Here is a 26,276-nt window from a genome sequence, read left to right as displayed (position 1 = left end):
ATGGCGTGATTTATTTTGACAATGCGGCAACCACTCCCCTAAGCCCTGGAGTAATCAAGGTGATGAAAGAAACGATGGAAACCAGTTTCGGAAATCCCTCTAGCCTCCACTCCCACGGTCGCCAAGCGAAAAAGATCCTTAGAGATGCTAGGGAAGGCGTTGCAACTTGTTTAAAGACCTCTAGTCAACAGATTATCTTTACATCTGGCGGGACCGAAAGCAATAACACCGTTATAAAGGGCTACTGTCTCAAACATAGACAGAAAGGGAAACATATTATTACCACGGCTATTGAGCACCATGCCGTCCTGTTACCGATTGAGTACTTGGTCCAAGAATATGGATTTGAAGTAACCATCATTCAACCAGTCGATCAAAAGATAAGACCTGAAGATATTCGAGCTGCACTTCGTCCCGATACTATTTTAGTATCCACTATGTATGCCAACAACGAAACGGGTGATCTCTTACCTATCAAGGCAATTTCTGACCTTTTAAAAGACCATCCTGCTGCTTTTCATGTCGATGCTGTTCAAGCCGTTGGTAAACTTGCTGTAGCCCCTGAAGAGCTTGGAGTTGATTTTCTAACTGCATCGGCCCATAAATTTCACGGGCCTAAGGGAGTTGGACTTCTCTATGCTAAAAAGCCTGACTTCTTCAATCTCTTACACGGGGGTGACCAAGAAGACAAGCGTCGAGCTAGTACAGAGAACTTGATTTCAATTGCTGGAATGGCTCAAGCCCTCAAAGAAGCAACTAATCAGTTAGACGCAAATTATCAGTACATTCAGAGCTTATCTGATCGTATCCTAACTGGCCTAGAAGATTTAGAATTCTATCTGAATAGCACAGACTCCAAACTTCCTCATGTCTTGAACATTGGCTTCCCAGGTATCAGCAATGATATCCTACTGCTTCGTTTAGATATGGCAGGGATTTCAGTCTCAACTGGCTCTGCTTGTACTGCTGGGACTGTTCAGCCAAGTCATGTCCTTGCAGCGTATTACGGCGAAGCTTCGCCTCGCTTGAAGGAATCTATTCGCATTAGTTTATCTGAATTCAATACGACTGCTGAGGTCGATACTTTTATAACAACTATACACAAAATTTTAGGAGAATTACATGGCATTTGAAACATCTGTCTCATTAACAAACTGTGATTACACATACGCAATCCACCCAAATATCAAGAAATATACCCTACGTGACAATACTTTTGCACAAACAAAGGTTGGTAACTACGAATTAAATCGTTTATTAGAAGCTATTCCAAATAGCGGAGATGGCTTTAAGTTAAAAATAATCATCAATAAGGATCTAACAGGATTTAAAATTAACATTACTGATAAGTCAGGCCTTCGTTTGGTAAATATTTTCAAAAATCCAGAAAACAAGATTATCCAACAAAAATTCTACTTCCTCATGGACAGTTTAGTTGAACGTGAGATCTTTGAAAGGATTGAAAAGTAATGACCAATGGTCCTGTAGTCCTCACCTATTTGGATGCATACCAAAAGGAACGTCAGGTTAGCTACGACAACATCGATCACTGTCTATTAGCCTTCTCAGGCTGTGTGACCATTCCAGATTCCTATCAGGTTGTTTCTGTGACCTACAAGGGGCAAACCTTACCTTTCACTGGAAGAATCGGTGACTTCTATCGCTATCTGATTCAGTTTGATCAGAGTTTAAGAAATTCTAATTAACTAAGAAAAGCACCATTTTGGTGTTTTTTTAGTATAAGATAGTTGCTTTTTTCACAAACTTTTTATAAAATAGATTTGAAAGGTTGTGATATTGTGAAACAAGATAAGACTAATCCAATTCCTCGTGCTACTGCTAAACGACTCTCCTTGTATTACCGCATTTTCAAACGCTTTAATGCAGAGAAAATTGAGCGAGCAAATTCAAAACAAATCGCTGAAGCCATCGGGATTGATTCCGCAACTGTTCGTCGTGACTTCTCCTACTTTGGAGAGCTAGGACGACGTGGTTTTGGTTATGATGTCAAAAAGTTAATGAATTTCTTTGCTGATCTCTTGAATGATAACTCCATCACCAATGTTGCTATCGTCGGGATTGGAAATATGGGGAGTGCCCTTCTTCACTATCGCTTCCATGAGCGAAACAAAATGAAAATTGTCATGGCATTTGATACGGATGATCATAAGTTAGTCGGCACTAAAAGTAAAGATGGTATTCCGATTTACGGCATCTCCACACTAAAAGAAAAACTTGAGGGACAAGAGATTCAAACAGCCATTTTAACCGTTCCAAGTGTAAAATCTCAAGAAGTTGCAGATTTACTGGTTGAGGCTGGTATCAAGGGAATCCTTAGCTTTTCTCCAGTACACCTAACAGTTCCAAAAGATGTGGTAGTCCAATATGTCGATCTAACTAGTGAATTGCAAACCCTTCTCTACTTTATGCGCAAAAATTCATGATAAGCAAAGAGGCTGGGACAAAAGTCCTAGCCTCTCAATTGTCTTTGGACTATCGAGCAAGACGCAGTGGTTGAGTGGGCTCTACTACGCTGATTTCATCAGCTTTTACAGCCCTACTCAACTGTGCGAAGGTGGGACGACGAAATCGAATTCTAACGAATTACCGATTTCTGTTCCACTCTCTTTTTCTATACCAATAAATCTGTTTCTTCCCGATAGCTATAATAATCATCAGTTGAGACAATCAGATGGTCCAGAAAAACAATTCCTAGACAATTGCAGGCTTCAATCATTTGTTGGGTGACACCATCATCATTCTTGCTAGGATGAATGATCCCGGACGGGTGGTTGTGAACCAAGATTAAGGATGTCGCCATATGCTTGATGGCATAGTGCAAGATTTCCCTCGGTTCTGCAATGCTACGATTGACTGTTCCGATAAAAATCACTTGCTGATGGATAATTTGATTTTGGGTATTCAGATACAAGGCCAGTAAATGCTCCTGTTTCTCATGGCCTATTTTTTGTTGCATCATTTTTGCCAGCTTCTGACTACTCATGATTTGTTCCGTTTCAATCACTTCAGAAGTCTGTATTCGTTTCCCTAGTTCAATAGCTGCTAACAGCTCAATGGCCTTTACTTTCCCAATTCCTGGAACTTCCTGTAACTCCTGAAAACTCATACTAGCCAGTTCTTTTAAACTCTTTAGTGAGGCCAACAGGTCTTGAGCGATCTCGTAGACTGGTTTATTTTTGTTCCCCGTCCGTAATAAGATGGACAGCAATTCTTGATGACTGAGCTTATCGGGTCCTTCTGTTAGCAAGCGTTCTCTAGGTAAGAGACCTGATTCTTGAAATACAATATGATACATAAAAAACCTCCTCAATTAATAATTCGCAATTGAGGAGGAAAAAGGACGATTCTGTAAAAATTAAATTGGACAAACTACTTCTCTTAGGTTTTCAAGAATTCGAGTTTCTTCATTTGAGAAGTTAATTCTATAGCATTCTTGTACTTGTTCCAAAGACGCAAGGAATTGACGAATTTCGTATCGAATTAAGTGTTCTTGATCATTAGGAAGGTTTTCAATGGTTTTGAAGACCTGTTCAACTTCGTAGATTCCCTTGGTAATAAGGCCTGTTTTGGGGAAATCATTGACCAGTAAGCCATAGAAGTTTCTTAACAAAGTATAGATATCTTCTGTGCGCATTCAGTTCCTCCAAGCTTCTTTCTATCACTCTTCTATTATAAAATAGAAAGCATGCAAAAATATGTCAGTCAGGTAACATTTCATGACTATCCTCTTACATGTTGGCAGAAAATTAACAGAAAAAAGAGGTCAAAGACCTCTTTACAGATTGAAAACAAAGTAATTAAAAAAACTTTCCTTAGGTGAGTACGGACGTCAGCGAACTTCGTAGAAGTTCCATGACTAATTATTGAGTCTAAGGTCTCAATAATTCCGAGTGCCTGAATTAACAGTGTTTCAGGCACTTTTCTCACAGCGGAAAGTCTTTCTTCTTCTTAAATGACTAAAAATAAAAGTCATTTTTTGAAAATTATCCAGCTGTTTTATGTAAAATAACAATTTGTCTACATTCAAAAAAGAGGTCAAGGACCTCTTTTTAAGTTGATTATAATTGCATTTGATTATAAGATTTTGTGAAAGCTTCCAGTATATCTTTTGGTGCTTTGGAGTAATCTACTGAAGTTTCCAAAGTCCCTTTTACAATCGTACGATAAGTTGCTGCGGCATCCTCACAGGTCACCAAGGTGATTTCATTAACCCCTTCACGATCTGCAATGACATCGACACGATCTGGTGTCACTGTCTCAACAGAATTGATGACATAGGTATACACCTTTTCCTTATCAGTGATATAGATTTTCATTCCAGCTTTGGCATGTTCTAACGGGGAAAAGAGCATTTCATTTGCCCCTGTTAAACCAAAGACATGGTGACTAGCCAAGGAGTAATTCCTTTCCCCCATAACCTGGTCCTCTTTCATGGTACCTGCCCCATAATAGAGTCCCACATTATCTAAGCCTTTAAAAATCGGAAGGTTCATCTTCAACTCAGGAATTGCTATCCCCCCAATAACAGGCAACTTCTGCGCCTGCCACTGAGCATTGATAACAGATTCTGTAGAAAGCGATTTGACTTCTTTAAAATCAAAGCTAGTCTTGGCATCTTTATTCTTATCGATGGTCTTTTTCGATACCTTGTTGACTTGATACTGATTAGTATGCCACACCATGATCATGTTCCGAATCGGAGCATTAAAGATCAAGGCAATAGACAAAAGGATTAGTAAGGTAGCAAAGATATTAATCAAGCGATTGCGTAAGCTTGTTTTCTTCTTTTTTCTTCTTGAAGCCATTTTTTATCCTACCCTTCACTTTCAGTTTCAGTCTCTGACTCATCTTTTTCGTCAGCTTGAACCGTTGTAAAGGTTACGATTTGGGCATCTTGATCCAGACGCATCACTTTCACACCCATGGTCGAACGTCCAGTTTGAGAAATATTGGCGACGCTGGTACGAATCATGACACCTGTATTGGTGATAATCATCAAATCCTCATCTCCTTTGACAGTCATGAGACCGGCTAGAGGACCATTCTTATCAGCCACATTAGCAGTTTTAATCCCTTTACCACCACGTCCTTTTGTTGGATACTCATCAGCACGCGTGCGTTTACCGTATCCCTTTTCAGTGATGATCAATACTTCATCTTGGTCTGTAATCACGCTTGCACCGACCACTTGGTCACCTGGGCGAAGGTTGACACCTCGTACCCCAGTTGCAGAACGCCCCATGTTCCGTACAACAGACTCTTTGAAGCGGACAGAATAACCAAATTTAGTCCCAATGATCACGTCCGTATTTCCGTCTGTGAGGAAGACATTGATCAGCTCATCCTCATCTTTAAGGTTAAGAGCTTTCAAGCCATTTTGACGAATATTAGCAAACTCAGCTACACTGGTTCGTTTCACCAAACCTGAACGGGTTGTAAAGAAGAGATAAGCGTCTTCACTACGATCCTGAGCGACGTCAATAATGGTCTGAATGGATTCTCCGTCATCTAACTTGAGCAAGTTGACAATTGGAAGCCCCTTAGCTGTACGGCCGTATTCAGGGATTTCATAGCCTTTCAGACGGTAAACCCGTCCCTTATTGGTAAAGAAGAGCAAACGATCATGGGTGCTGGTAGAAACCAATTCACGGACAAAGTCATCATCTTTGACCCCTGTACCTTGAACACCACGTCCCCCTCGTTTTTGAGCAGTAAATTCATCTTGATCCAATCGTTTGATGTAACCCTTGTTAGAGAGAGTGATCAAGACATTGCTTTCTTCGATCAAATCTTCGTCTTCTAGTGAAAGAACTTCTCCTACCATCAATTCTGTCCGACGTGGATCTCCAAACTTCCGTTTGACCTCGTCCAATTCTTCCTTGATAATCGCAACTACACGCTCTGGCTTGGCTAAAATATCAGCAAGATCAGCAATCAGAGCAACGAGATCATCGTATTCGCTTTGAATCTTGTCACGTTCCAAACCAGTCAAACGACGAAGACGCATATCCAAGATAGCTTGGCTTTGACGCTCAGAAAGCTTGAACTTACTCATCAATTCTGCTTGTGCTTCTGCATCTGTCTGGCTATTACGGATGATTTTAATCACTTCATCAATGTGATCAAGAGCAATTAAGAGACCTTCCAAGATATGGGCACGAGCTTCCGCCTTCTCTTTATCAAAGATAGTCCGACGAGTCACCACTTCTTTTTGGTGCTCAATATAAGATCCTAAAATCTCACGAAGAGACAGAATCTTAGGGACACCATTTTGGATAGCCAACATGTTGAAACCAAAATTGGTTTGCATTTGGGTCATCTTAAAGAGGTTGTTTAAGATAACATTGGCTGAGGCATCACGACGCACTTCAATGACGAAACGAACCCCTTCACGGTTAGACTCATCCCGAACTGCTGTAATCCCATCAATTCGTTTTTCTTGAACCAAACGAACGATATGCTCATGAACTTTGGTCTTGTTGACCATATAAGGAAATTCTGTAACGACAATCCGTTCACGCCCTGTCTTAGTCTCTTCAATTTCTGTCCGAGACCGTAAGACAATTGAGCCTTTTCCTGTTTCATAGGCCTTATGAATACCTGATTTGCCCATGACCAAGGCACCGGTAGGGAAATCTGGTCCAGGAAGCACCTCCATCAGCTCACGTGTGGTCACATCAGGATTGTCCATCATTAGCTTGACAGCATCAATAGACTCACCGAGGTTGTGTGGAGGGATATTTGTCGCCATCCCTACCGCAATCCCTGTCGCTCCATTGACTAATAAGTTAGGGAAGCGAGCTGGAAGGACGTTTGGTTCGCGTTCACTGGCATCATAGTTATCTGTGAAATCAACTGTATTCTTGTTGATATCCCGAAGCATTTCAAGAGCAATCTTGCTCATACGAGCTTCCGTATACCGTTGGGCCGCGGCTCCATCACCATCCATAGAGCCAAAGTTCCCATGCCCATCTACAAGCATGTAACGATAGCTCCACCATTGAGCCATCCGAACCATAGCCTCATAAATAGAAGAGTCCCCGTGTGGATGGTATTTACCCATGACATCCCCAGTAATACGGGCAGATTTCTTATGTGGTTTATCTGGTGTAACCCCAAGTTCATTCATTCCATAAAGGATCCGACGATGAACTGGCTTTAAACCATCTCGCACGTCAGGAAGAGCCCGAGACACGATAACACTCATAGCGTAATCGATGAAACTGGTCTTCATTTCAGATGTTAAGTTAACATCAACTAAGTTATTATCCTGCATTAAAACAATGCCTCTCTTTAATTAATTCACCATACTATTATAACACATTTAGGACTTTTTTTCTCCTTCGGAACACAAGAGTAAAAACGTTTACATAGGCAAAATGGTCGTAATTCCGTGACAAAAAAATGCAAAAGTGGTAGAATAAAACCGAATGGGGAAAGCCCAAAAAAAATGAAGGAGACGTTTAGAAAATGACTTTAACTAAACAACATAAAAAAGTTATCCTTGTTGGTGATGGTGCGGTAGGTTCATCTTACGCTTTTGCACTTGTTACTCAAGGAATCGCACAAGAACTTGGTATCATCGAAATCCCTCAATTATTTGAAAAAGCGGTTGGTGATGCAGAAGACCTTAGCCATGCCCTTGCCTTCACTTCACCTAAGAAGATCTATGCTGCTAAGTACGAAGACTGTGCGGATGCGGACTTAGTTGTTATTACAGCAGGCGCTCCTCAAAAACCAGGTGAAACTCGTCTTGATCTTGTTGGTAAAAACCTTGCCATCAACAAATCAATCGTCGAACAAGTTGTTGCATCTGGATTTGACGGTATCTTCCTTGTTGCGGCTAACCCAGTTGACGTTTTGACTTACTCAACATGGAAATTTTCAGGTTTCCCTAAAGAACGTGTTATCGGTTCAGGTACTTCACTTGACTCAGCTCGCTTCCGTCAAGCTCTTGCTGAAACAATCGGTGTTGATGCACGTTCAGTTCACGCCTACATCATGGGTGAACACGGTGATTCAGAGTTTGCCGTTTGGTCACACGCGAACGTTGCCGGTGTAAAATTGGAACAATGGTTGCAAGCTAACCGTGACTTGAATGAAGCTGACCTTGTTGAACTCTTCATCTCAGTTCGTGATGCAGCTTACTCAATCATCAACAAAAAAGGTGCTACATACTACGGTATCGCAGTTGCCCTTGCTCGTATTACAAAAGCAATCCTTGACGATGAAAATGCGGTTCTACCTCTTTCAGTATTCCAAGAAGGACAATACGGAGTTGAGAACGTCTTTATCGGTCAACCAGCTATCGTTGGTGCACACGGTATCGTTCGTCCAGTAAACATCCCATTGAACGACGCTGAAACACAAAAAATGCAAGCATCTGCAAAAGAATTACAAGCGATTATCGACGAAGCATGGAAGAACCCAGAATTCCAAGCAGCTTCTAAAAACTAAACAAATACTTAAACACCATGTCTTAGGACATGGTGTTTTCTTGATCTCATCGAAAAGGGCTCTGAGAGTCCGATACTGCTCTTAAAAATTCACAGGTATCTTTCCATCCAGATACCAAAAAAGAGAGCCACTCCGCTCTCCTATCCTTATCCACCCTGAGGGAATCGAACCCCCATCTCAAGAACCGGAATCTTACGTGATATCCATTACACTAAGGGTGGCAACTGTTATAGTATATCAAATTCTCGAGAATTTTACAAGTAAAAAAAGCTTACCGAGAGGTAAGCTTTTTGAATATTACAATTCGATATCGCCAAACAAGTCAGCCATTGAGAATCCAGTTTGAGTTTCTGGAAGTTCAAAGTCACGTTTTTCTTGTTTTGGACGACGTGGACGTTGTTGACGTTTTTCTTGTTTTTCGCCTTCTTCTTGAGCTGGACGTTCTTCAAGAGCTTTAATAGAAAGTGATACACGTTCATCAGCAGCATTTACTTCAAGAACTTTAACAGTTACTTCTTGTCCAACTTTAAGCACATCTTTTGGATTTTCAACACGTTTGTGTGAAATTTGTGAGATGTGTACAAGTCCATCGATACCTGGCAATACTTCAACGAATGCACCGAAGTCAGTCAAACGTTTAACAGTACCTTCGATAACATCACCAGCAGCCAATTTTTGTTCTACGCCATCCCATGGTCCAGGTGTTGTAGCTTTCAATGAAAGGGATACGCGACCTTCTTCTTCGTTCAAGTCAAGGACTTTCACTTCGATTTCTTCACCAACAGTTACAACTGATTTAGGTGAAACGTTGCGTTCGTGTGACAATTCAGTCAAGTGAACCAATCCATCAACACCACCAAGGTCGATGAAAGCACCGAAGCTAGTGATACGAGCAACTTTACCAGTTACAACGTCACCAACGTTCAATTTACCGAATACTTCAGCGCGAGCTGCAGCTGATGCAGCTTCAACAACTTCACGACGAGAAAGGATGAAGCGGTTTTCTTTAGCGTCAACTTCTTTGATTTTAGCATCAAATTCTTGACCTACGAAACGTTCAGTGTTACGTACAAAACGAGTATCAAGCATTGAAGCTGGAATAAATCCACGAAGTCCTTCAAATTCTACTGAAAGTCCGCCCTTAACAGCGCGAGTTCCTTTAACAGTAACAACTTCTTCTTCACGTCCGACCAATTTGTCCCATGCTTTGCGAGCTTCCAAACGTTTTTTAGATACAAGGTAAGTTACTGTATCAGTATCTTTACCAACTACTTGACGAAGAACAAGCAATTCAAGTGTTTCACCTGGTTTTACCAAGTCGTTGATGTCAGCATCACGATCGTTTGTCAATTCGCGAAGAGTCAAGACACCTTCGACACCAGTTCCAGAGATTGCAACGTTAGCTTGTGTAGCGTCAACTGTCAAAACTTCAGCAGTAACAACATCACCTGGCTCAACTTGGCTAACACTGTTTAGCAAATCTTCAAATTCATTCATCTAAAAAATCCTCCAACAATCAAGTTTTCTAAACTTGACATACTTATAATTATTTTTCCTAAGCAAGCACTCGCAACGAAATCAAAATGATCTACAACGACATCTTCATATAAAGAAATAAAATACCTGAGTAGATATTTTACCACCTTATCTGATATTACCTAGAACTGGGGTAGCTGGATTCGAACCAACGCATGAGGGAGTCAAAGTCCCTTGCCTTACCGCTTGGCTATACCCCAAAAAGAGCGCTGACCTTAGTCACTTTATCATCGTCACAATGAACGCTAATGGAGAGAGAGGGATTCGAACCCCCGAACCCGAAGGAGCGGATTTACAGTCCGCCGCGTTTAGCCTCTTCGCTATCTCTCCAAGCAAATCAACAGACACAATTATACCATTGATTTCATGAAAATGCAACCCCTTATTTGTTCAAATTATAATTTTCGATGGCACTTTCCACTGCTTTTTCAAGGGATTTATAAAGACTTTCTACTGCTCCGTTTTTCACTAGAGCGAACTGAGCTCCCATATCAGCAATCTCAGCAATAGCCTTCTTCCCAATCGCTAATTTGTAGCCATCAAAGGTATCTTTTCCAACAACTACCTTGCTATCAGAAATTTGGATTTCAATTTTTTTATCTTTTTTACTCATTCTTCTACCTCATTTCAACCCCTTTATTTTACAAAAATTTTCACATGCTTGCAAGTCGAAAATGTTTCATGATTAAATTATTTTTTTACTAGTATCTTCTTCCTAAGAAAAAGAGGGAGTCCTCCTCCCTCTGATCATTCCTTTAATCGTTTACTTTGAAAATCCATCCTTCTGGTGCTTCAATATCACCAAACTGGATGCCCGTTAATTCATCATAAAGCTTGCGGGTAACCGGTCCTACTTCTGTTTCTGAATAGAAAACATGGAAGTCATCTCCATGTTGAACTCCCCCGATTGGTGAAATAACGGCGGCAGTTCCACAAGCACCTGCTTCTACAAAACGATCGAGATTATCAATTGGGACATCCCCTTCGATTGGTGTCAAACCAAGACGGTGCTCGGCAAGATAGAGCAAGGAATACTTGGTAATGGATGGCAGAATAGATGGGCTAAGTGGTGTCACAAACTCATTATCAGCTGTGATCCCAAAAAAGTTAGCAGATCCCACTTCTTCAATCTTGGTGTGGGTTGCAGGATCCAAGTAAATCACGTCTGAGAAGTTCCGAGACTTAGCTAATTTACCAGGTAAGAGGCTAGCGGCATAGTTCCCACCGACTTTCGCTGCGCCTGTCCCATGAGGAGCTGCCCGGTCATAGTCATCTTGGATCAAGAAATTGGTTGGAACCAAGCCACCCTTGAAGTAGTTTCCGACTGGCATAGCAAAGATCGTAAAGATGTATTCCTCTGCTGGCTTCACCCCAATGATATCTCCGACTCCAATCAACAATGGACGAAGATAGAGGGTTCCACCTGTTCCATATGGTGGGACATATTCTTCATTGGCACGCACTACTGCCTTACAAGCTTCCACAAACATATCCGTTGGAACTTGTGGCATCAAAAGACGATCTGCAGTCCGTTGAAGACGTTTGGCGTTTTCATCTGGACGGAACAATTGAATGCTGCCATCTTTTGTCCGGTAGGCTTTCAGACCCTCGAAAGCTTGCTGTCCGTAGTGCAAACTCGGAGAAGATTCAGAAATATGAAGAGTGGCATCTTCGGATAGTTCTCCTTTTTCCCAGGCACCATTACGATAATAGGCGATGTAGCGGTAAGGTAATTTCATATAAGAAAATCCAAGATTTTCCCAATCAAGTGATACTGTCATGTCAGTTTTCCTTCTTCCATTCAAGACTTGCTAATTAGCAAGAGCCACCACAAAGGATGACTTTATACATGTACTCTATTTTACACCATTTCATGAGAATTTCAAGTGAAATTTGCAATTTTCAGAAAATTTATCGAGCAACAAAATTAGCCAGTTTATAGCTAATTTTGTTTTTATTTAATTCTAGCAGTAAAGACTTCTTGATCAGAAATTTGATCATTGACAAAAGAACCATTGCTAGTTCGTTCTGACAAGCTGAGTTGGGTAACATCCACTTCTGTCACCTGACCTGTTGTGGAGGTAATCTGAAGGATTTGATCCTGCTCTCCCACTTCTTCCTGGCTCGTAAAGAGATCAAAATCACCCTGGTCAGTGAAGACTGGACCTGCCTTAAAGACGCGGTGTGGTTTAGACTTCAGTTCACGCAGGACCTGTAGACCACGTTTGGCACGGCTGGTCACAGGAATATCATCTTGTGACATTCGTTTGAGGCTGCCTCGCTGGGTCAGAATGTACATACTTGGCGTCGTTGACTTAAAGACGGCTACCACTTGATCTCCATCTTTGAGGTTAATGGCTTTAACACCTGCTGCTTTGGCACCAACTACTGGCACCTCTTCAATATTGAACCGCAACCCGTAACCATTTTTAGTAATGATCATGATGTCCTCGAGGACAACTGGTGCAACCGCTACGATACGGTCCTCTTGGTCCTTCAGTTTAGCGTACTTAGTTGATTTAGAACGATAGGTCCGCCATGGGCTCAATTCCTTGCGTTCAAAACGCTTGATTTGGCCTTGTTGAGTTGCTGCAAAGTAGGTCACTCCTTCAAACTGATCCACAATCTCCGCAAAGAGGATTTCTTCTTCCTGCTCGAAATTGGTCAAGGTCTGACTAAGGTGCTCCCCGATATCCTTCCACTTGGTATCTGCCAATTCATGAACAGGTCGATAGATGGCATTTCCTAAGTTGGTAAAGAGCAAAAGATGCTGGGTGGTCTTAGCAGGCTCTACGAAAATCAATTCATCGTCGTCCCGCTTACCGACTTCTTCCACTGTCGACGCATTGAAGGAACGAGGAGAGGTCCGTTTAATGTAACCCGCACGGGTCACGCTAACGAAGGTTTCCTCTTCAACGATCAGACTGGCTGTATCGATCTCAATCGTTTTAGCAGTGTCTTGCAACTCACTACGACGCGGATTGCCAAAGAGTTTCTTGACTTCACGCAACTCTTTCTTCATGAGATTGAACATGGTTCGTTCATCCCCAATAATGGCTGCCAAGGTCGCGATTTGCTCCTTGAGACTAGCATGCTCTTCTTCCAATGTCACGATATCCGTATTGGTCAAACGGTACAATTGCAAGGTAACAATAGCTTCTGCTTGTTCTTCCGTAAAATCGTAGCTGACCTTGAGGTTTTCCTTAGCATCTGCCTTATTATCTGACGCACGAATCAAGGCAATGACCTCATCGAGAATGGAAATGACGCGGATCAAGCCCTCTACGATGTGGAGGCGTCGTTCTGCCTTTTCCTTATCAAAGCGTGAGCGAGCGACAATAATATCTCGACGGTGAGCAATGTAGCTAGACAGAATCGGTAAAATCCCCACTTGACGAGGGGTATAGTTGTCAATTGCTACCATATTGAAGTTGTAGTTAACCTGCAAATCTGTGTACTTAAATAAGTAGTTTAAGATCAAGTCTGCATTGGCATCTTTTTTCAACTCAATGGCAATGCGAAGACCATCTCGGTCAGACTCATCCCGGACTTCCGCAATACCGGCCACCTTGTTGTTAACACGGACATCGTCGATCTTCTTGACCAAAACTGCCTTGTTGATCTCATAAGGGATTTCGGTAACGACGATTTGCTGCTTGCCGCCTTTGAGTTGCTCGATCTCTGTCTTAGAGCGGACAACCACCCTTCCCTTACCAGTTTCATAGGCTTTCTTGATCTCATCGCGCCCTTGGATAATGGCACCGGTCGGGAAATCAGGTCCAGGAAGAAACTCCATGAGTTTGTCTACCTTAGCAGAAGGATGGTCGATCATGTAGACAACCGCATCGATGACTTCAGCAAGATTATGTGGCGGAATATCTGTCGCGTAACCAGCTGAAATCCCTGTAGCTCCATTGACCAAGAGGTTTGGAAAGGCTGCCGGCAAAACAGTTGGCTCTTTTTCTGTATCGTCAAAGTTCCAGGCAAATGGCACTGTGTTCTTTTCGATATCTTGCAAAAGATAGCCCGCAATTTCAGACAAACGAGCTTCCGTATAACGCATGGCTGCTGGTGGATCCCCGTCCATGGAACCATTGTTTCCGTGCATTTCAACAAGGATCTCGCGGTTCTTCCAGTCTTGAGACATGCGGACCATGGCATCATAGATAGAAGAATCCCCGTGAGGGTGGAAATTCCCCATGATATTTCCGACAGACTTGGCAGACTTGCGGTAGCCCTTGTCATGGGTATTGCCATCCTTATTCATAGAATAAAGAATCCGCCGTTGAACTGGCTTCAAGCCATCCCGAATATCAGGAAGAGCCCGTTCTTGAATAATGTATTTGGAGTAGCGACCAAAGCGCTCTCCCATGATGTCCTCTAGAGACATGTTTTGGATATTACTCATATAGGATACAAAGCCCGTAAAATACAAAGTGAAAATAGGAAATTCTTGCAGTGAGCGATGCTCACAAAAGAATTTATCTTTTTCACACAGTATTTAGGGCGTGTTCAACTCCTTTCAAAGAATGTTGAGTAGATTTTTATAAAAGAAGGTGTTCAGTTACTACAAGTAACTAAACTATCCTTTCTGCTGTTTAAAATAGATTAATTAATGATTAGAAAGTTTCTCTTCAGCATAAGTCATCATCTTTACAGCCACTTCCTGATCATAGTCAAATCCCATCTTTTGGGCCAGACTTTGTGCTTCACAATCGAATAACTTCATGGTAGCAAATAAGGATTGACTAACCTTCTCTAAACTAGATAAATCAAGAAGTGCTGAGAACTCCTTCTCTTGCTCAGCTGGTAGATACTGGAAGAGGTACTTGTAGTTCTTTCCGATATCAACTGATCCTCTATAGGTTGTCACCTGCCAAGCTAATACCTTGAGAAGTTCTTGCTGGCAGATGCCATAGAGGTGATCAGTCGCATAGAGAAGCTGATTTCTTCGAATCCCTTTGACGACATAAGTCGATACCCACCAAAATTCATTGCAGGATACAGCAAATTCCTCTTCAGTAGGCGGAGCGGTCCAGTAGCGCTTCGGACTAGGAATGTAAGAGTCAAACAAACCTTTGTCGTCTTTAAGCGCTCTAAAATCTGCTTCGCTATCCACCCACTCTTGAATATGTTCCTTGAGACAGAGTGTCAAATCAATACGATTGCCATCTTCAAAGAGCATGAGGTAAAGATGACGGTGTCCTAGAGTAACTTCTTGCTCAATGATGCGTTTACCAAACTGATCCATCCATGATAAATCTGAAACCAGGTCTTCTAGATTCTCAACAATATAGACCACATCATAATCTTGGAACTCATCTTTCAGGGGATGTGGGCTAGTCCTCGATCCGGATAAGGCCACTGCTTCCACTTGCAGAGATTCAGCTATTTGCACAATCAGATTCATCATTTCTGTATCAGTTCTCATCTTTTACTCCTTCATTACTTACAAATCCTTGGAATTGTTGGTTTTTATCAAAAAATAGATAAACAGATGGAAGAAACGAGGAAATCATAATTATAAGTTTCGCTAAATGGAAGTTGATGACCACCTTAATAAATTGACCTTGAACTTTAAAGATCATCAAATGCATATAGATGCTAGCTAGGAGATAGATCCCTAAAATCAGAGAGGCTTTCAATAATTGATGGCTATAAACCGAATAGAGACGTATGCCACTATAAACTAGGGATGTATATAATAAAGGCAAGTAAAACGTCACCAATACTATGATAATTGACAAATGTCCTTCAAAATTCTTAGAGGAATAATCACTGATTGCATTCATGGTTAAAATCCCTGCAATAGGGAAATAATATCCTAAAAAATGGATCTTGGATTTATTTTTCTTAATTGCAATATAAATAAATGTAGCGACTAATACGACCGGTAAGAATGGGAAAGTAGAGAAAGTTATAGGTAATAAGATATCATTCATTTCAGACCTTCCTACGATTCTAAATAATATTCAAAAATATGGCTGGCAAATAAGATAGAACAAGAGAAAGGAACATTACCCCTATCATCATGCTTCGATGTTGCAAAAACTTTTCCGACATACTAGCACAACCAGGTAAAAAAGGACAGCACTCGCTAGATAAGCAAGGAAAATTAGGATTATTTTCCATCCATATTTAGGAAAAACAGGAAATAATCGGATGACGTGATAAAGCAAGGCAATCACGATCATAGGAACACCTAGGGCGACGAGACTATGAAAATAAAACCTAAGTAAGTCCATATAATCGAATGTCCTGAACTATCCATCACTCACACTCCTTAAAACGCGGTCGTTTCTTCCAAGGTAAACTTAACGTTATCTTCAATCCATTGACGACGTGGTGCAGCCTTATCCCCCATGAGTACGGAGACACGGCGTTCTGCACGCGCCAAGTCATCAATCGTGACACGGATCAAGGTACGGGTTTCTGGGTTCATGGTGGTCTCCCAAAGCTGGTCTGCATTCATCTCACCCAACCCTTTGTACCGTTGAATGGTTGCTCCACGGCCAAAGGTCCGACGCAACTCTTCTAATTCGCTATCTGTCCAAGCATAGGCTACTTCTTCTTTCTTGCCTTTGCCTTTCGACATCTTATAAAGAGGAGGAAGTGCAATGTAGACATGCCCTGCTTCTACCAAAGGGCGCATATAGCGATAGAAGAAGGTTAAGAGGAGGGTTTGAATGTGGGCACCATCTGTATCCGCATCGGTCATGATAATGATCTTATCGTAGTTGGCGTCTTCCACAGAGAAATCTGCCCCAACTCCTGCACCAATGGTGTAGATCATAGTGTTGATTTCCTCGTTCTTGAGGATATCACTCATATTGGCCTTCTCAGTATTAAGAACCTTCCCACGAAGTGGAAGAATCGCTTGGAACTTCCGGTCCCGTCCTTGTTTGGCAGAACCGCCGGCTGAGTCTCCTTCGACTAGATAGAGTTCGTTTTTCTTAGGATTTTTAGACTGGGCTGGTGTCAATTTACCAGACAAAAGTCCCTTGTCCTTTTTGCTCTTCTTGCCATTTCGGCTTTCATCCCGCGCCTTTCGAGCAGCTTCACGCGCATCCCGGGCCTTAATAGCCTTACGAATGAGATTGGAAGCCAACTCCCCATTTTCCATGAGGAAGAAGGTCAACTTGTCAGCGACAATCCCGTCAACAACTGGTCGAGCAAGTGGACTTCCTAGTTTGTCCTTGGTCTGCCCTTCAAACTGCAAATGAGCTTCTGGCACCAAGATCGAAAGTACTGCAGAAAGTCCTTCCCGGTAGTCGGATCCTTCTAGGTTCTTGTCTTTTTCTTTGAGAAGCCCCGTCTTTCTTGCATAGTCGTTCATGGCCTTGGTAATAGCTGTCTTCAGTCCCGTCTCGTGGGTTCCCCCATCCTTGGTGCGGACATTATTAACGAAGGACAAGATATTATCAGAATAACCATCATTGTATTGGAGGGCAACTTCTACTTGGAAGCCTTCTGATTCTCCATTAAAGTAGAGCACCGGCGTCAAGGTTTCTTTATCTTCATTTAAGTACTCAACGAAATCCTGAACACCATTCTCGTAATGGAAGGCGACATAGTTGTCTTCTTCCTTACGGAGATCGGTCAACGTCAGTGTTACATCCTTGAGTAAGAAAGCTGATTCTTTGATCCGCTCCGCAATGGTATTAAACTTGAAATCCGTCGTTGAGAAGATGGTGGCATCCGGCATGAAAGTAACCTTGGTTCCCGTCTTAGACTTAGGAGCCGACCCAATCTTCTCAAGAGTGGTAACAGGCTTCCCACCACCTTCAAAGCGTTGCTTGTAGACCGCTCCATCACGGGTAATCTCTACCTCAAGCCAGCTGGAGAGGGCATTCACGACCGAAGATCCTACCCCGTGGAGACCACCAGAAGTCTTATAGCCACCTTGACCAAACTTCCCACCCGCATGGAGGACGGTAAAGATGACCTCAACGGTTGGTTTACCCATAGCATGCATCCCTGTCGGCATCCCCCGACCTTGGTCTGCTACAGATAAGGACCCGTCTTTGTTGATGGTAACGTCAATTTGAGAACCAAAACCAGATAGGGCTTCATCGACAGCATTGTCGACAATTTCCCAGACCAAATGGTGAAGCCCATTTCCATCCGTGGATCCAATATACATCCCTGGACGTTTACGGACCGCATCCAACCCTTCTAGTACCTGAATGGCATCGTCATTATAATTATTAATGTTGATTTCCTTTTTAGACACAAGGAACCTCCTGTTTGTTCATCTTTTCTATATTACAGTTTTTTAGGAAATTTTGCAAAATTTTTCTTTCTTCTCTCCCTTTAACTAGGCTATTTAAGTGCGATTGATTCAAACCAACTATCCGATGTGACAAATCAGCTAGATATTTTCTTTTTCATTCAAAGCATTTTTGATATAATGAAACTATGATGAAAACAATTCTTTTACTCGTATTAGCATACCTATTAGGCTCTATCCCTTCTGGTTTGTGGATAGGAAAAGCCTTCTTTAACATCAATCTCCGCGAACACGGTTCTGGAAATACAGGAACCACCAATACCTTCCGTATCCTAGGGACAAAGGCAGGTCTGGTCGTCTTTGCTGTTGATTTCCTCAAGGGAACCTTGGCTGTTTTATTGCCGACTATTTTTGGGGTTTCAGGAATTTCTCCTATGGTCTTTGGTCTTTTAGCAGTCCTTGGACACACCTTCCCAATTTTTGCAGGCTTTAAAGGAGGCAAGGCAGTAGCGACTAGTGCAGGGGTCCTCATCGGCTTCTCTCCCGTTTTCCTCATCCTTTTAGCCATTTATTTCTTTGCTAGCCTTTACTTGACAAGTATGATTTCCTTTTCAAGTGTGACAGTCGCAATTTTGGCAAGTATCGGAGTCCTCATCCTCCCGCTGACTGGTTGGGTTCTCCCGAGCTACGATCTGATTTTTACCATCGTCGTCCTCGCTTTAGCGACCTTGATTATTATCCGCCACAAGGACAATATCAAACGAATCCTCAACAAGAATGAAAATATCATCTCCTGGGGAAAAAACATCACCCATCAAAAACATAAAGACTAGAACTTTTGCTCTAGTTTTTTTGTTTGCGATCACTTTGTCAGCACTTCTCTTCAAAAAAGTTCTATAAGTTTTTTCTTCCTTTTGTTTTTAATCATTGCAATTAAGGAGGATTTAGTTTATAATATCTTGAATTCAAAATCGGGAGGATTTTTATGAAATTCTATTCATATGATTATGTATTGAGTCAGATTAGCCAGCAAAATTGGGTCATGGTAATCATGTCCATTCTCTTAGTGTTGGTAACGGCTTTTTTTGTCTTTAAGGCATATAAGGATAAACGTGGAAGTAAGTTCCGTGAATTGTCTATTATTTCTGTCTTAATCTTAGTAGCCGTTGTTTTGATTGGCATTTCAAATTTTCAAAACAATCAGTCTAATGACAATCAATTCCGCTCTTCCCTACACTTTATCGAAGTTGTTTCAAAAGAATTAGGTGTAGATAAAGAAGATGTCTATGTCAATACTTCGGATACGACCGACGGAGCTATTATCAAGGTAGACAAGCAATTCTATCGTGCGATTAGCGGAACAGACCTAGATAGCTATTTACTTGAAAAAATGGACTTATATAAAACAGATGTAGAACTGGTGGAGGTTGAAAAATGATAAGCTTTTTTGCTACAATTGCAATTAAATTGGCCTTGGGGCTTCTTTCTCTTGTTTTTGTTATTAACGTAACAGGAAAAGGAAATTTAGCTCCAAGTTCTGCAGTAGACCAAATACAGAACTTTGTTCTCGGGGGTATTATCGGCGGGGTCATCTACAATAGCTCGATTACCATCCTTCAATATCTCGTCATCCTCATCATCTGGACGATTTTGATTCTGTCACTCAAATGGCTTAATACCAATGTTTACTTCATCAAACATCTGATTGATGGAAAACCAACTATTATCATAAAAAACGGAAAATTAGATCCAGAAGCTTGTCGCTCAAAAGGCCTTTCTGCTTCTGACGTCGCTCTTAAGTTGCGCTCTCAAGGGGTCTTCCAATTGAAAGAAGTCAAAAGAGCCGTCATCGAACAAAATGGCCAACTCATAATCGTTCGAATGGGAGATGAAAATTCCAAATACCCAATCATTACAGATGGTGTGGTCCAAGTAGAGATCTTAGAGACCATTGGTAAAACTGAAGAATGGCTTATAGCCGAACTCAATAAAAAAGGATTTGAAACTGTTGATGACATTTTTATCGCTGAGTACGACAAGGGCGAGATTAATGTCGTGACTTATTAAAGTTGGAAATCAGCTATTCGATAAAATAGACAAGTAAAAGGTCGTTACGAACTGTAACGACCTTTTTTCTATCTTTTAATAGTACTCCCCTTGGCGGTAGTTCCAAGAGTTGAAATGATCAGATAAGTGCATCATGATCTTGTCGATATCCAATCCCTTACGGATCACGACTGGGCAAGTATTGACAGAACGGCTACCTGCTCCTTGTTCTGGGATGAGTTTTCCTTCTGCATCAACCATAGAAACCATCACTCCTTGTTCATAGCGAGTTTCAATAGTCTTGTCTGGTTGGATAGAGGCTACATAATCATCGGCTTCAATGACCAAATCCACGGCACCTTCGATTCGCTCTCCGATTCCCTCGACTTTCCCACGATTTCCTTTACCAGATGGGTTAGCTGAAGAGGCATAAACCATTTTGCCTTCTTTTTCCCACATTTCTTTGGCGATTTGCTCACCAGCTTTACCGAATTTGATGACAAAACAGCTGGTTCCACGAACATCTGTCATGAGTTCTTCACGTCCATCGCCGAAGGCTTGTAATTTGGCATAGGCATCTTCACGCCAAGGAAGGATACAACCAAGCAAGATATCTTCATCCCAATGTTTTTGGTAGAAGGCTTCGATTTCAGGATTCAATTGCGCAAGGGCACGAAGTTCATCCATACTTCCGCAAAGAACGACACCTGGTTTGTTGCGGTTACGTTCTTTGGCTTCAAACTTGCGTTCCAAGCCAGCCTTGTCGCTGGTCATGATGATGTAGCCGACTTTGGTAGGGCAGACGATACAACCACCCTCGCCTTTAAGAATGTCAAATCCTTCTTGTGAAAGTGTTCCGTCCCATTGAATGTGTTTTGTCATAAATTTCGTCCTCTTCTATTTCTTTTTTTCTATTCTATCAAAATTCCAAAAAAGCTTCAATATATTTTCTGAAAATTCTTAATTAACTATACAATTTTTATTGCCAATAGGCGGGCCGATTCTTCTCATAAGCAGCAATCAAGTCCTCGTATTGGAGGGTAATCCCAATATCATCTAGACCGTTGAGTAATTTGTTCTTCCAATCCCCATCGATCTCAAAGCTAAATTCTCCAACAGGCGAGATGATCTTCTGCTCTTCCAAATCCACCGTTACCTCATCTGTCGGCTTCAAGCTTGCCAGCTTTTGACGAACCTCTAAAGGCTGGACTATTGGTAGCATCCCATTATTGAGTTCATTATTGTAATGGATATCTCCAAAAGAGCCGGCGATAACGACTTTAAAGCCATAATCAGCTAAAGCCCAGGCTGCGTGCTCCCGAGAAGAACCAGCCCCAAAATTGTCGCCAGTAATCAAGATGGTTGCCTTGCTGTATTCTGGTTTGTTAAAGATAAATTCTGGATCCTCGGTGTATTGATCATCCAAGTAGCGCCAAGCGTACATGAGGTATTTACCAAAGCCTTTTTTATCAATCAGCTTTAAAAATTGCTTGGGGAGGATTTGGTCGGTATCGATATTATCGTTCATCAAAGGAACCGTAGTTCCCGTATAAATGGTAAATTTCTCCATGATTCCTCCTTTTACTCAACTTCTGGCATTTGGCGCACATCGACAAAGCGACCGGCTATTGCTGCTGCAGCGGCCATTGCGGGGCTACAGAGATGGGTCTTAGCCCCAAATCCTTGGCGGTCTTCAAAGTTTCGGTTGCTAGTAGAGGCACAGTGGACGCCATCCGGCACCTTGTCTGGATTCATCCCGAGACACATAGAGCATCCTGGATCACGCCATTCAAAGCCAGCATCCAGAAAGATCTTATCCAAACCCATTTTTTCCGCTGCTCGTTTGACAGGACGGGAACCTGGAACTACGATGGCGGTTAAATTAGGGGCAATTTTCTTCCCTTCTACGAAACGGGCAGCCAGCTGCAAATCGCTGAGTCTGGCATTGGTACAAGATCCGATAAAGATATAGCCCAACTCGATGTCTGAAGCCTTTTGACCTGGTTGGAGATCCATGTAGGCATAGGCCCGTTCATCATTCATATCCCGAATTTCTGGGAAGGCTGTTTCCACGTCGACTCCCATAGAAGGGTTGGTCCCCCAGGTCACCATGGGTGCTAACTGGGATACATCGATGGTGATGACTCTATCATATGTCGCATCGTTGTCACTGACCAGGGACTGCCAATCGGCTACTGCAGCTTCAAAATCTTTTGGCATACATTCACGACCACGGAGATAGTCAAAAGTCGTCTCATCTGGATTCATAATCCCCATCTTAGAGCCGAATTCAATGGACATATTGCAGATGGTCATCCGCTCTTCCATGGTGAGGCTATCGATTGCTTCCCCTCTATACTCGACCACATGGCCAACCCCACAGGCTACGCCATAACGAGCAATCAAGGCCAAAATATAGTCCTTGGCATAAATCCCCTTCTGAGGCTTTCCAGTAAACTCGACCAAGAGTTTCTTCGGTTTAACCTGCCAGATGGTCTGAGTCGCAAAGACATGCTCCACCTCACTGGTCCCAATCCCAAAGGCAATGGCACCGAAAGCTCCATGGGTCGCCGTATGGCTGTCTCCACAGACAATGAACTTTCCAGGCTGGGTACGGCCAGTTTCAGGACCAACCATATGGACAATTCCCTGTTTTTCTGAACCATGACCTGCATGATCGATCCCAAAGTCCTTGACATTTTCAGCTAATTTATCAATTTGAGCCTTGGAAATCACATCCCGGATATCATAAATGTTAACAGTCGGGACATTGTGATCAAAGGTTCCAAAGGTTAAATCTGGTCTCCGAACCCTTCTACCAGTGTCTCTAAGCCCTTGAAAAGCCTGGGGACTGGTCACCTCGTGGATATAGTGTTGGTCCACATACATGAGTTGGGGCTGGCCTTCCTCACCGGTCACTACATGCCGTTCCCAGATTTTATCAAAAATTGATTTTCCTGCCATCCTTACCTCCATAAAGCGTAGAGTGTGTAAAGTGTGAGAAGGGTTCCTAAGAGCCAGGTGACCTTAAAATACCACTTCTGTGTCTTGTGATGAAAGAGTAGCCCTCCTATCCAGGCTCCTAGCCCTCCAACTGCAAAAGCATAAAAGAGCAAGGTCTTTTCTGGTATCCGCCAAGTATTTCTTTTGGCCTTTTCCTTATCCACTCCGTAGAGAATCCCTACGAAGAGATTCCATAGAAGGATCAAGCCAGTAATCATTCCTTTTACACTCATAAGCGTTTTATAATCTCTTCTGTCATTTCTTTTGTCGAAGCACTGCCACCTAAGTCTCTCGTAAAGATCCCTGCAGCAAGAGTCGCTTCGACTGCTTTTTCAATGCGGCTAGCATCTTCTTCTCGATCAAAACTTTCTCGCATCATCATGGCAACAGAGAGGATCATCGAGACTGGATTGGCTACTCCTTGACCTGCAATATCTGGAGCCGATCCATGGATTGGCTCATACATGCTCGGACCCGACTCTGAATGGCTAGCCGATGGCATAACCCCAAGAGTGCCAGACAAGACACTCGACTCGTCTGAAAGGATATCACCAAAGAGGTTTTCCGTCACGATGACATCAAAGCGAGAAGGATTGGTAATCATGAGCATGGCTGCTGAGTCTACCAACTGGTGCTCCAAGGTAACATCTGGGAAGTCTTGAGCCACTCGATCAGCTACTTTTCTCCAAAGTTTGGAGGTTGCGAGGACATTTTGTTTATCAATGCTGGTGACTTTCTTGCGACGTCCCCGCGCAATCTCAAAAGCCTTCCGCACGATTCGCTCCACTTCTTCAACTGAGTAGTCGTTGATATCCCGTGCTTGATTTTCTTCTAAGATATGCTCTCCGAAGTAGATCCCGCCGGTTAGCTCGCGAACCACTACGAAGTCCACACCATGGATGCGCTCCTCCTTCAATGGAGAGAGGTGCTTGAGGGAGTCGTAAATCTTGACCGGACGAATGTTGGCATAAAGGTTGAGCTCCTTACGAAGAGCTAACAAGCCTTGCTCCGGACGAATCGGTGCTTGGTCATACTGAGGACTTCCGATAGCCGCTAAGAGAATGGCATCCGCTTCCTTTGTAGCTTCTAGAGTAGAAGCTGGCAGAGGATGACCAGCCGCATCAATCCCTGCTCCCCCAAATGGATGAGCTTGGACCGAATAGTCAAAATTTGTTTTTTCTGCCACTGCTTTCAGTACGGACAGGCCAGCCTCCATGATCTCTGGTCCAATCCCGTCTCCAGCTAGGGCGACAATCTTCTTCGTCATAGTGATCTCCTTTAGGCATCTGGTAGATCACGATAGGATACAATGTGACCGATCTCTCCAGCATTCTCTTTTTGCACCAAGGTATTGGCATTGATATAGGCAATCGCTGACGCTTTCAATACGTCAAAGTCTAAACCAGAAGCATTAAAGATGGTATCCGTCGCTTCGTTTTCAACAGTGACCAGCACACGCGCTTGGGCATCAATTCCATCTGTCACCGCATCAATGGTGTAGGAAGTCAGACGAACTTCTTGGTGGAAGAATTGATCAATAGCGTTAAAGATTGCTTCCACTGAACCTTGACCTTTGGCAAGGTATTCAAGAATCTCACCATCTTCATTTTTCAGACTGACTGCTGCAGTGATACTTTCATCTTCATTGGTTGTGAGGCGAAGATCATCAAAGTGGAATCCTTCTGGATTTTCCACTGCTGTACCAGCAACTAGGGCGCGGATATCGGCATCAGTGATCTCGTGTTTCTTGTCTGCCAGAGATTTGAACTTAGCAAACAATGGCTGGATGTCTTCTTCTGTGAATTCCAATCCCAACTCATACAGTTTTTCTACAAAGGCATGGCGACCAGACAATTTACCAAGTGGAAGGCTATTGCTCTTAACCCCCACCAACTCAGGCGTGATGATTTCATAGGTAAGAGGATTCTTAAGAACTCCATCTTGGTGAATCCCAGACTCGTGTGAGAAGGCATTGCCACCAACCACTGCCTTGTTTTTAGGAATTGGAATCCCAGAGTAACGAGAGACCAACTCAGAGATGTTGATGGTTTCATTAAGGACAATCGGACTCTCCACTTGGAAATAGTCTTCGCGAATATTAAGAGCGACCGCTACTTCTTCAAGCGCCGCATTGCCGGCCCGCTCCCCGATGCCATTGATGGTTCCTTCGACACGACCAGCTCCATTCTTGACAGCGGCGAGACTATTGGCGACTGCCATTCCCAGATCATCATGGCAATGAGGGGAATAGATAATCTCACGATCTGTCTTGACATGGTCAATCAAGTATTTGAAAATAGCTCCGTACTCTGCTGGTGTCGTGAAACCGACTGTATCAGGAATATTGATGTAGCTAGCCCCTGCATCGACCGCAGTCTGGACAACTTGCAAGAGGAAATCCAATTCCGTCCGTGTCGCATCTTCGGGTGAGAATTCAACAACTTCAAACTTAGAACGCGCATAAGAAACGTGCTCTTTGATGGCTTCAAGAATTTCTTCCTTGGTCTTGTTGAGTTTAAACTCCCGGTGAATGGGACTCGTTGCGATAAAGACGTGAACTTGCGGATACTTGGCATCTTTCAAGGCTTCATAGCAAGCATCGATATCGGATTTAACGGAGCGAGCCAAACCTGTCACAGCAGTCTTGGTCAAGACCTTCGCAATCTCTTGCACAGCAGTGAAGGAATCCGGACTAGCTGCAGGAAAACCTGCTTCAATAGCAGAAATGCCCCATTTTTCCAATTGCTTGGCAATGGCAATCTTTTCTTTAATGGAGAAATTGACTCCTGGAGTCTGTTCACCGTCCCGAAGACTGGTATCTAAAAATTCAACTTTACGCATAGGGTCTCCTCTTTTCTAAACATAGTGAATAAAATAAAAACATCTCGCCAGTTACCTAAGCGAGATGTTTTGTTACTCCCGCTTGGTAAGCCAAACAGGACTAATGCTTTTGCACTAGCCCGAGTACCTCAACAACAAAGCA

The 26,276-nt window shown here is 42.7% G+C and carries 25 protein-coding genes and 3 tRNA genes; 8 read left to right on the top strand and 20 right to left on the bottom strand.

Annotated elements, in window-relative coordinates; translation table 11 throughout:
• Positions 1–5: 5 nt before the first annotated feature.
• The 4 genes from H8S88_RS05885 to H8S88_RS05870 all read left to right on the top strand — a co-directional run bounded on the left by H8S88_RS05885 (position 6) and on the right by H8S88_RS05870 (position 2,444).
• Positions 6–1,133 carry a cysteine desulfurase family protein gene (locus H8S88_RS05885; RefSeq protein ID WP_125336141.1) on the top strand — a complete coding sequence of 376 codons (1,128 nt, stop codon included), beginning with the start codon at positions 6–8 and terminating at the stop codon, positions 1,131–1,133.
• Positions 1,123–1,470, top strand: coding sequence for a DUF1831 domain-containing protein (locus tag H8S88_RS05880; protein WP_048689998.1), 348 nt, complete (start codon positions 1,123–1,125; stop codon positions 1,468–1,470). Before H8S88_RS05885 ends, H8S88_RS05880 begins: the two co-directional genes overlap by 11 nt.
• Entirely contained in the window at positions 1,470–1,706 is a 237-nt protein-coding gene (locus tag H8S88_RS05875; protein WP_048689995.1) for a DUF4649 family protein, read from the top strand. Before H8S88_RS05880 ends, H8S88_RS05875 begins: the two co-directional genes overlap by 1 nt.
• Positions 1,707–1,799: 93 nt before the next feature.
• Positions 1,800–2,444: a redox-sensing transcriptional repressor Rex gene (locus H8S88_RS05870; RefSeq protein WP_048690030.1), complete on the top strand. Its 645-nt coding sequence runs from the start codon at positions 1,800–1,802 to the stop codon at positions 2,442–2,444.
• 188 nt (positions 2,445–2,632) lie between these two features.
• Here the strand turns inward: H8S88_RS05870 and radC are convergent, their stop codons facing one another.
• The 4 genes from radC to gyrA form a co-directional block, all read right to left on the bottom strand.
• A complete protein-coding gene (radC, locus tag H8S88_RS05865) occupies positions 2,633–3,316 on the bottom strand; it encodes a RadC family protein (RefSeq protein WP_048689924.1) in 684 nt (227 codons plus the stop codon).
• A gap of 60 nt (positions 3,317–3,376) precedes the next feature.
• On the bottom strand, positions 3,377–3,655 hold the full coding sequence (locus H8S88_RS05860) for a porphobilinogen deaminase (protein WP_125336143.1): 279 nt from the start codon (positions 3,653–3,655) through the stop codon (positions 3,377–3,379).
• 424 nt (positions 3,656–4,079) lie between these two features.
• A complete protein-coding gene (locus tag H8S88_RS05855; protein ID WP_048715926.1) occupies positions 4,080–4,826 on the bottom strand; it encodes a class A sortase in 747 nt (248 codons plus the stop codon).
• Positions 4,827–4,834: 8 nt separating this feature from the next.
• Positions 4,835–7,297, bottom strand: coding sequence for a DNA gyrase subunit A (gene gyrA / locus H8S88_RS05850; protein WP_125336145.1), 2,463 nt, complete (start codon positions 7,295–7,297; stop codon positions 4,835–4,837).
• Between the two features lie 194 nt (positions 7,298–7,491).
• On the opposite strand from gyrA, the gene H8S88_RS05845 reads away from it, so the two are divergent.
• Entirely contained in the window at positions 7,492–8,478 is a 987-nt protein-coding gene (locus H8S88_RS05845) for an L-lactate dehydrogenase (RefSeq protein ID WP_000176427.1), read from the top strand.
• Between the two features lie 149 nt (positions 8,479–8,627).
• Here the strand turns inward: H8S88_RS05845 and H8S88_RS05840 are convergent.
• From H8S88_RS05840 to parE, 10 genes are all read right to left on the bottom strand, one after another.
• Positions 8,628–8,699, bottom strand: a tRNA-Arg gene (locus tag H8S88_RS05840).
• 76 nt (positions 8,700–8,775) lie between these two features.
• Positions 8,776–9,975 (bottom strand): 30S ribosomal protein S1, encoded by a 1,200-nt coding sequence (rpsA, locus tag H8S88_RS05835; RefSeq protein ID WP_006596419.1) that lies wholly within the window; start codon positions 9,973–9,975, stop codon positions 8,776–8,778.
• Positions 9,976–10,142: 167 nt separating this feature from the next.
• Positions 10,143–10,214, bottom strand: a tRNA-Gln gene (locus H8S88_RS05830).
• A 49-nt stretch (positions 10,215–10,263) separates the two neighbouring features.
• Positions 10,264–10,344, bottom strand: a tRNA-Tyr gene (locus tag H8S88_RS05825).
• A gap of 52 nt (positions 10,345–10,396) precedes the next feature.
• A complete protein-coding gene (locus tag H8S88_RS05820) occupies positions 10,397–10,627 on the bottom strand; it encodes a DUF2969 domain-containing protein (protein WP_236128129.1) in 231 nt (76 codons plus the stop codon).
• 142 nt (positions 10,628–10,769) lie between these two features.
• Positions 10,770–11,795, bottom strand: a complete 1,026-nt coding sequence (locus tag H8S88_RS05815; RefSeq protein ID WP_125336146.1) for a branched-chain amino acid aminotransferase — start codon at positions 11,793–11,795, stop codon at positions 10,770–10,772.
• Between the two features lie 173 nt (positions 11,796–11,968).
• Positions 11,969–14,422, bottom strand: a complete 2,454-nt coding sequence (parC, locus tag H8S88_RS05810) for a DNA topoisomerase IV subunit A (protein WP_125336147.1) — start codon at positions 14,420–14,422, stop codon at positions 11,969–11,971.
• 204 nt (positions 14,423–14,626) lie between these two features.
• A complete protein-coding gene (locus tag H8S88_RS05805; RefSeq protein WP_236128128.1) occupies positions 14,627–15,445 on the bottom strand; it encodes an aminoglycoside 6-adenylyltransferase in 819 nt (272 codons plus the stop codon).
• Positions 15,435–15,956, bottom strand: a complete 522-nt coding sequence (locus H8S88_RS05800; RefSeq protein ID WP_048788977.1) for a hypothetical protein — start codon at positions 15,954–15,956, stop codon at positions 15,435–15,437. The genes H8S88_RS05805 and H8S88_RS05800 overlap by 11 nt, the downstream gene beginning before the upstream one ends.
• A gap of 341 nt (positions 15,957–16,297) precedes the next feature.
• A complete protein-coding gene (gene parE, locus H8S88_RS05795; protein ID WP_048788975.1) occupies positions 16,298–18,247 on the bottom strand; it encodes a DNA topoisomerase IV subunit B in 1,950 nt (649 codons plus the stop codon).
• A gap of 188 nt (positions 18,248–18,435) precedes the next feature.
• On the opposite strand from parE, the gene plsY reads away from it, so the two are divergent.
• The 3 genes from plsY to H8S88_RS05780 all read left to right on the top strand — a co-directional run bounded on the left by plsY (position 18,436) and on the right by H8S88_RS05780 (position 20,311).
• Entirely contained in the window at positions 18,436–19,077 is a 642-nt protein-coding gene (gene plsY, locus H8S88_RS05790) for a glycerol-3-phosphate 1-O-acyltransferase PlsY (protein WP_185761540.1), read from the top strand.
• A 152-nt stretch (positions 19,078–19,229) separates the two neighbouring features.
• Complete coding sequence (locus H8S88_RS05785; protein ID WP_125336148.1) at positions 19,230–19,682, top strand: DUF3290 family protein; 453 nt, start codon at positions 19,230–19,232, stop codon at positions 19,680–19,682.
• Entirely contained in the window at positions 19,679–20,311 is a 633-nt protein-coding gene (locus tag H8S88_RS05780) for a DUF421 domain-containing protein (RefSeq protein ID WP_236128127.1), read from the top strand. The genes H8S88_RS05785 and H8S88_RS05780 overlap by 4 nt, the downstream gene beginning before the upstream one ends.
• Positions 20,312–20,386: 75 nt before the next feature.
• Here H8S88_RS05780 and H8S88_RS05775 read toward each other — a convergent pair whose 3' ends face one another.
• From H8S88_RS05775 to H8S88_RS05750, 6 genes are all read right to left on the bottom strand, one after another.
• The gene (locus H8S88_RS05775; RefSeq protein WP_006596430.1) at positions 20,387–21,172 is read right to left on the bottom strand and encodes an L-threonylcarbamoyladenylate synthase; all 786 of its coding nucleotides are present in this window, start codon (positions 21,170–21,172) and stop codon (positions 20,387–20,389) included.
• A gap of 97 nt (positions 21,173–21,269) precedes the next feature.
• Positions 21,270–21,860: a 3-isopropylmalate dehydratase small subunit gene (leuD, locus tag H8S88_RS05770; protein ID WP_006596431.1), complete on the bottom strand. Its 591-nt coding sequence runs from the start codon at positions 21,858–21,860 to the stop codon at positions 21,270–21,272.
• Between the two features lie 11 nt (positions 21,861–21,871).
• The gene (gene leuC / locus H8S88_RS05765; RefSeq protein ID WP_125336150.1) at positions 21,872–23,254 is read right to left on the bottom strand and encodes a 3-isopropylmalate dehydratase large subunit; all 1,383 of its coding nucleotides are present in this window, start codon (positions 23,252–23,254) and stop codon (positions 21,872–21,874) included.
• Between the two features lie 2 nt (positions 23,255–23,256).
• On the bottom strand, positions 23,257–23,526 hold the full coding sequence (locus H8S88_RS05760; RefSeq protein ID WP_048689804.1) for a DUF1294 domain-containing protein: 270 nt from the start codon (positions 23,524–23,526) through the stop codon (positions 23,257–23,259).
• The gene (gene leuB, locus H8S88_RS05755) at positions 23,523–24,560 is read right to left on the bottom strand and encodes a 3-isopropylmalate dehydrogenase (protein WP_125336151.1); all 1,038 of its coding nucleotides are present in this window, start codon (positions 24,558–24,560) and stop codon (positions 23,523–23,525) included. Before leuB ends, H8S88_RS05760 begins: the two co-directional genes overlap by 4 nt.
• A gap of 11 nt (positions 24,561–24,571) precedes the next feature.
• Positions 24,572–26,134: a 2-isopropylmalate synthase gene (locus H8S88_RS05750; protein WP_125336152.1), complete on the bottom strand. Its 1,563-nt coding sequence runs from the start codon at positions 26,132–26,134 to the stop codon at positions 24,572–24,574.
• Positions 26,135–26,276: the final 142 nt, after the last annotated feature.

This window comes from Streptococcus sp. GS001 (genome assembly GCF_021595565.1).
Taxonomy (GTDB): Bacteria; Bacillota; Bacilli; order Lactobacillales; family Streptococcaceae; genus Streptococcus; species Streptococcus xiaochunlingii.
The sequence above is the reverse complement of the archived record's forward strand: the minus strand, read 5'-3'. Positions and strand labels throughout refer to the sequence as shown.

Bases quoted from the DNA above. Each gene is read 5' to 3' on its own strand.
- H8S88_RS05775 (WP_006596430.1), bottom strand. From the start codon at position 21,172: ATGACAAAACACATTCAATGGGACGGAACACTTTCACAAGAAGGATTT.
- H8S88_RS05820 (WP_236128129.1), bottom strand. From the start codon at position 10,627: ATGAGTAAAAAAGATAAAAAAATTGAAATCCAAATTTCTGATAGCAAG.
- leuB (WP_125336151.1), bottom strand. From the start codon at position 24,560: ATGACGAAGAAGATTGTCGCCCTAGCTGGAGACGGGATTGGACCAGAG.
- H8S88_RS05875 (WP_048689995.1), top strand. From the start codon at position 1,470: ATGACCAATGGTCCTGTAGTCCTCACCTATTTGGATGCATACCAAAAG.
- rpsA (WP_006596419.1), bottom strand. From the start codon at position 9,975: ATGAATGAATTTGAAGATTTGCTAAACAGTGTTAGCCAAGTTGAGCCA.
- gyrA (WP_125336145.1), bottom strand. From the start codon at position 7,297: ATGCAGGATAATAACTTAGTTGATGTTAACTTAACATCTGAAATGAAG.
- plsY (WP_185761540.1), top strand. From the start codon at position 18,436: ATGAAAACAATTCTTTTACTCGTATTAGCATACCTATTAGGCTCTATC.
- H8S88_RS05800 (WP_048788977.1), bottom strand. From the start codon at position 15,956: ATGAATGATATCTTATTACCTATAACTTTCTCTACTTTCCCATTCTTA.
- H8S88_RS05780 (WP_236128127.1), top strand. From the start codon at position 19,679: ATGATAAGCTTTTTTGCTACAATTGCAATTAAATTGGCCTTGGGGCTT.
- leuC (WP_125336150.1), bottom strand. From the start codon at position 23,254: ATGGCAGGAAAATCAATTTTTGATAAAATCTGGGAACGGCATGTAGTG.
- parC (WP_125336147.1), bottom strand. From the start codon at position 14,422: ATGAGTAATATCCAAAACATGTCTCTAGAGGACATCATGGGAGAGCGC.
- H8S88_RS05880 (WP_048689998.1), top strand. From the start codon at position 1,123: ATGGCATTTGAAACATCTGTCTCATTAACAAACTGTGATTACACATAC.
- H8S88_RS05750 (WP_125336152.1), bottom strand. From the start codon at position 26,134: ATGCGTAAAGTTGAATTTTTAGATACCAGTCTTCGGGACGGTGAACAG.
- H8S88_RS05760 (WP_048689804.1), bottom strand. From the start codon at position 23,526: ATGAGTGTAAAAGGAATGATTACTGGCTTGATCCTTCTATGGAATCTC.
- H8S88_RS05860 (WP_125336143.1), bottom strand. From the start codon at position 3,655: ATGCGCACAGAAGATATCTATACTTTGTTAAGAAACTTCTATGGCTTA.
- H8S88_RS05805 (WP_236128128.1), bottom strand. From the start codon at position 15,445: ATGAGAACTGATACAGAAATGATGAATCTGATTGTGCAAATAGCTGAA.
- H8S88_RS05785 (WP_125336148.1), top strand. From the start codon at position 19,230: ATGAAATTCTATTCATATGATTATGTATTGAGTCAGATTAGCCAGCAA.
- H8S88_RS05845 (WP_000176427.1), top strand. From the start codon at position 7,492: ATGACTTTAACTAAACAACATAAAAAAGTTATCCTTGTTGGTGATGGT.
- leuD (WP_006596431.1), bottom strand. From the start codon at position 21,860: ATGGAGAAATTTACCATTTATACGGGAACTACGGTTCCTTTGATGAAC.
- H8S88_RS05815 (WP_125336146.1), bottom strand. From the start codon at position 11,795: ATGACAGTATCACTTGATTGGGAAAATCTTGGATTTTCTTATATGAAA.
- H8S88_RS05855 (WP_048715926.1), bottom strand. From the start codon at position 4,826: ATGGCTTCAAGAAGAAAAAAGAAGAAAACAAGCTTACGCAATCGCTTG.
- radC (WP_048689924.1), bottom strand. From the start codon at position 3,316: ATGTATCATATTGTATTTCAAGAATCAGGTCTCTTACCTAGAGAACGC.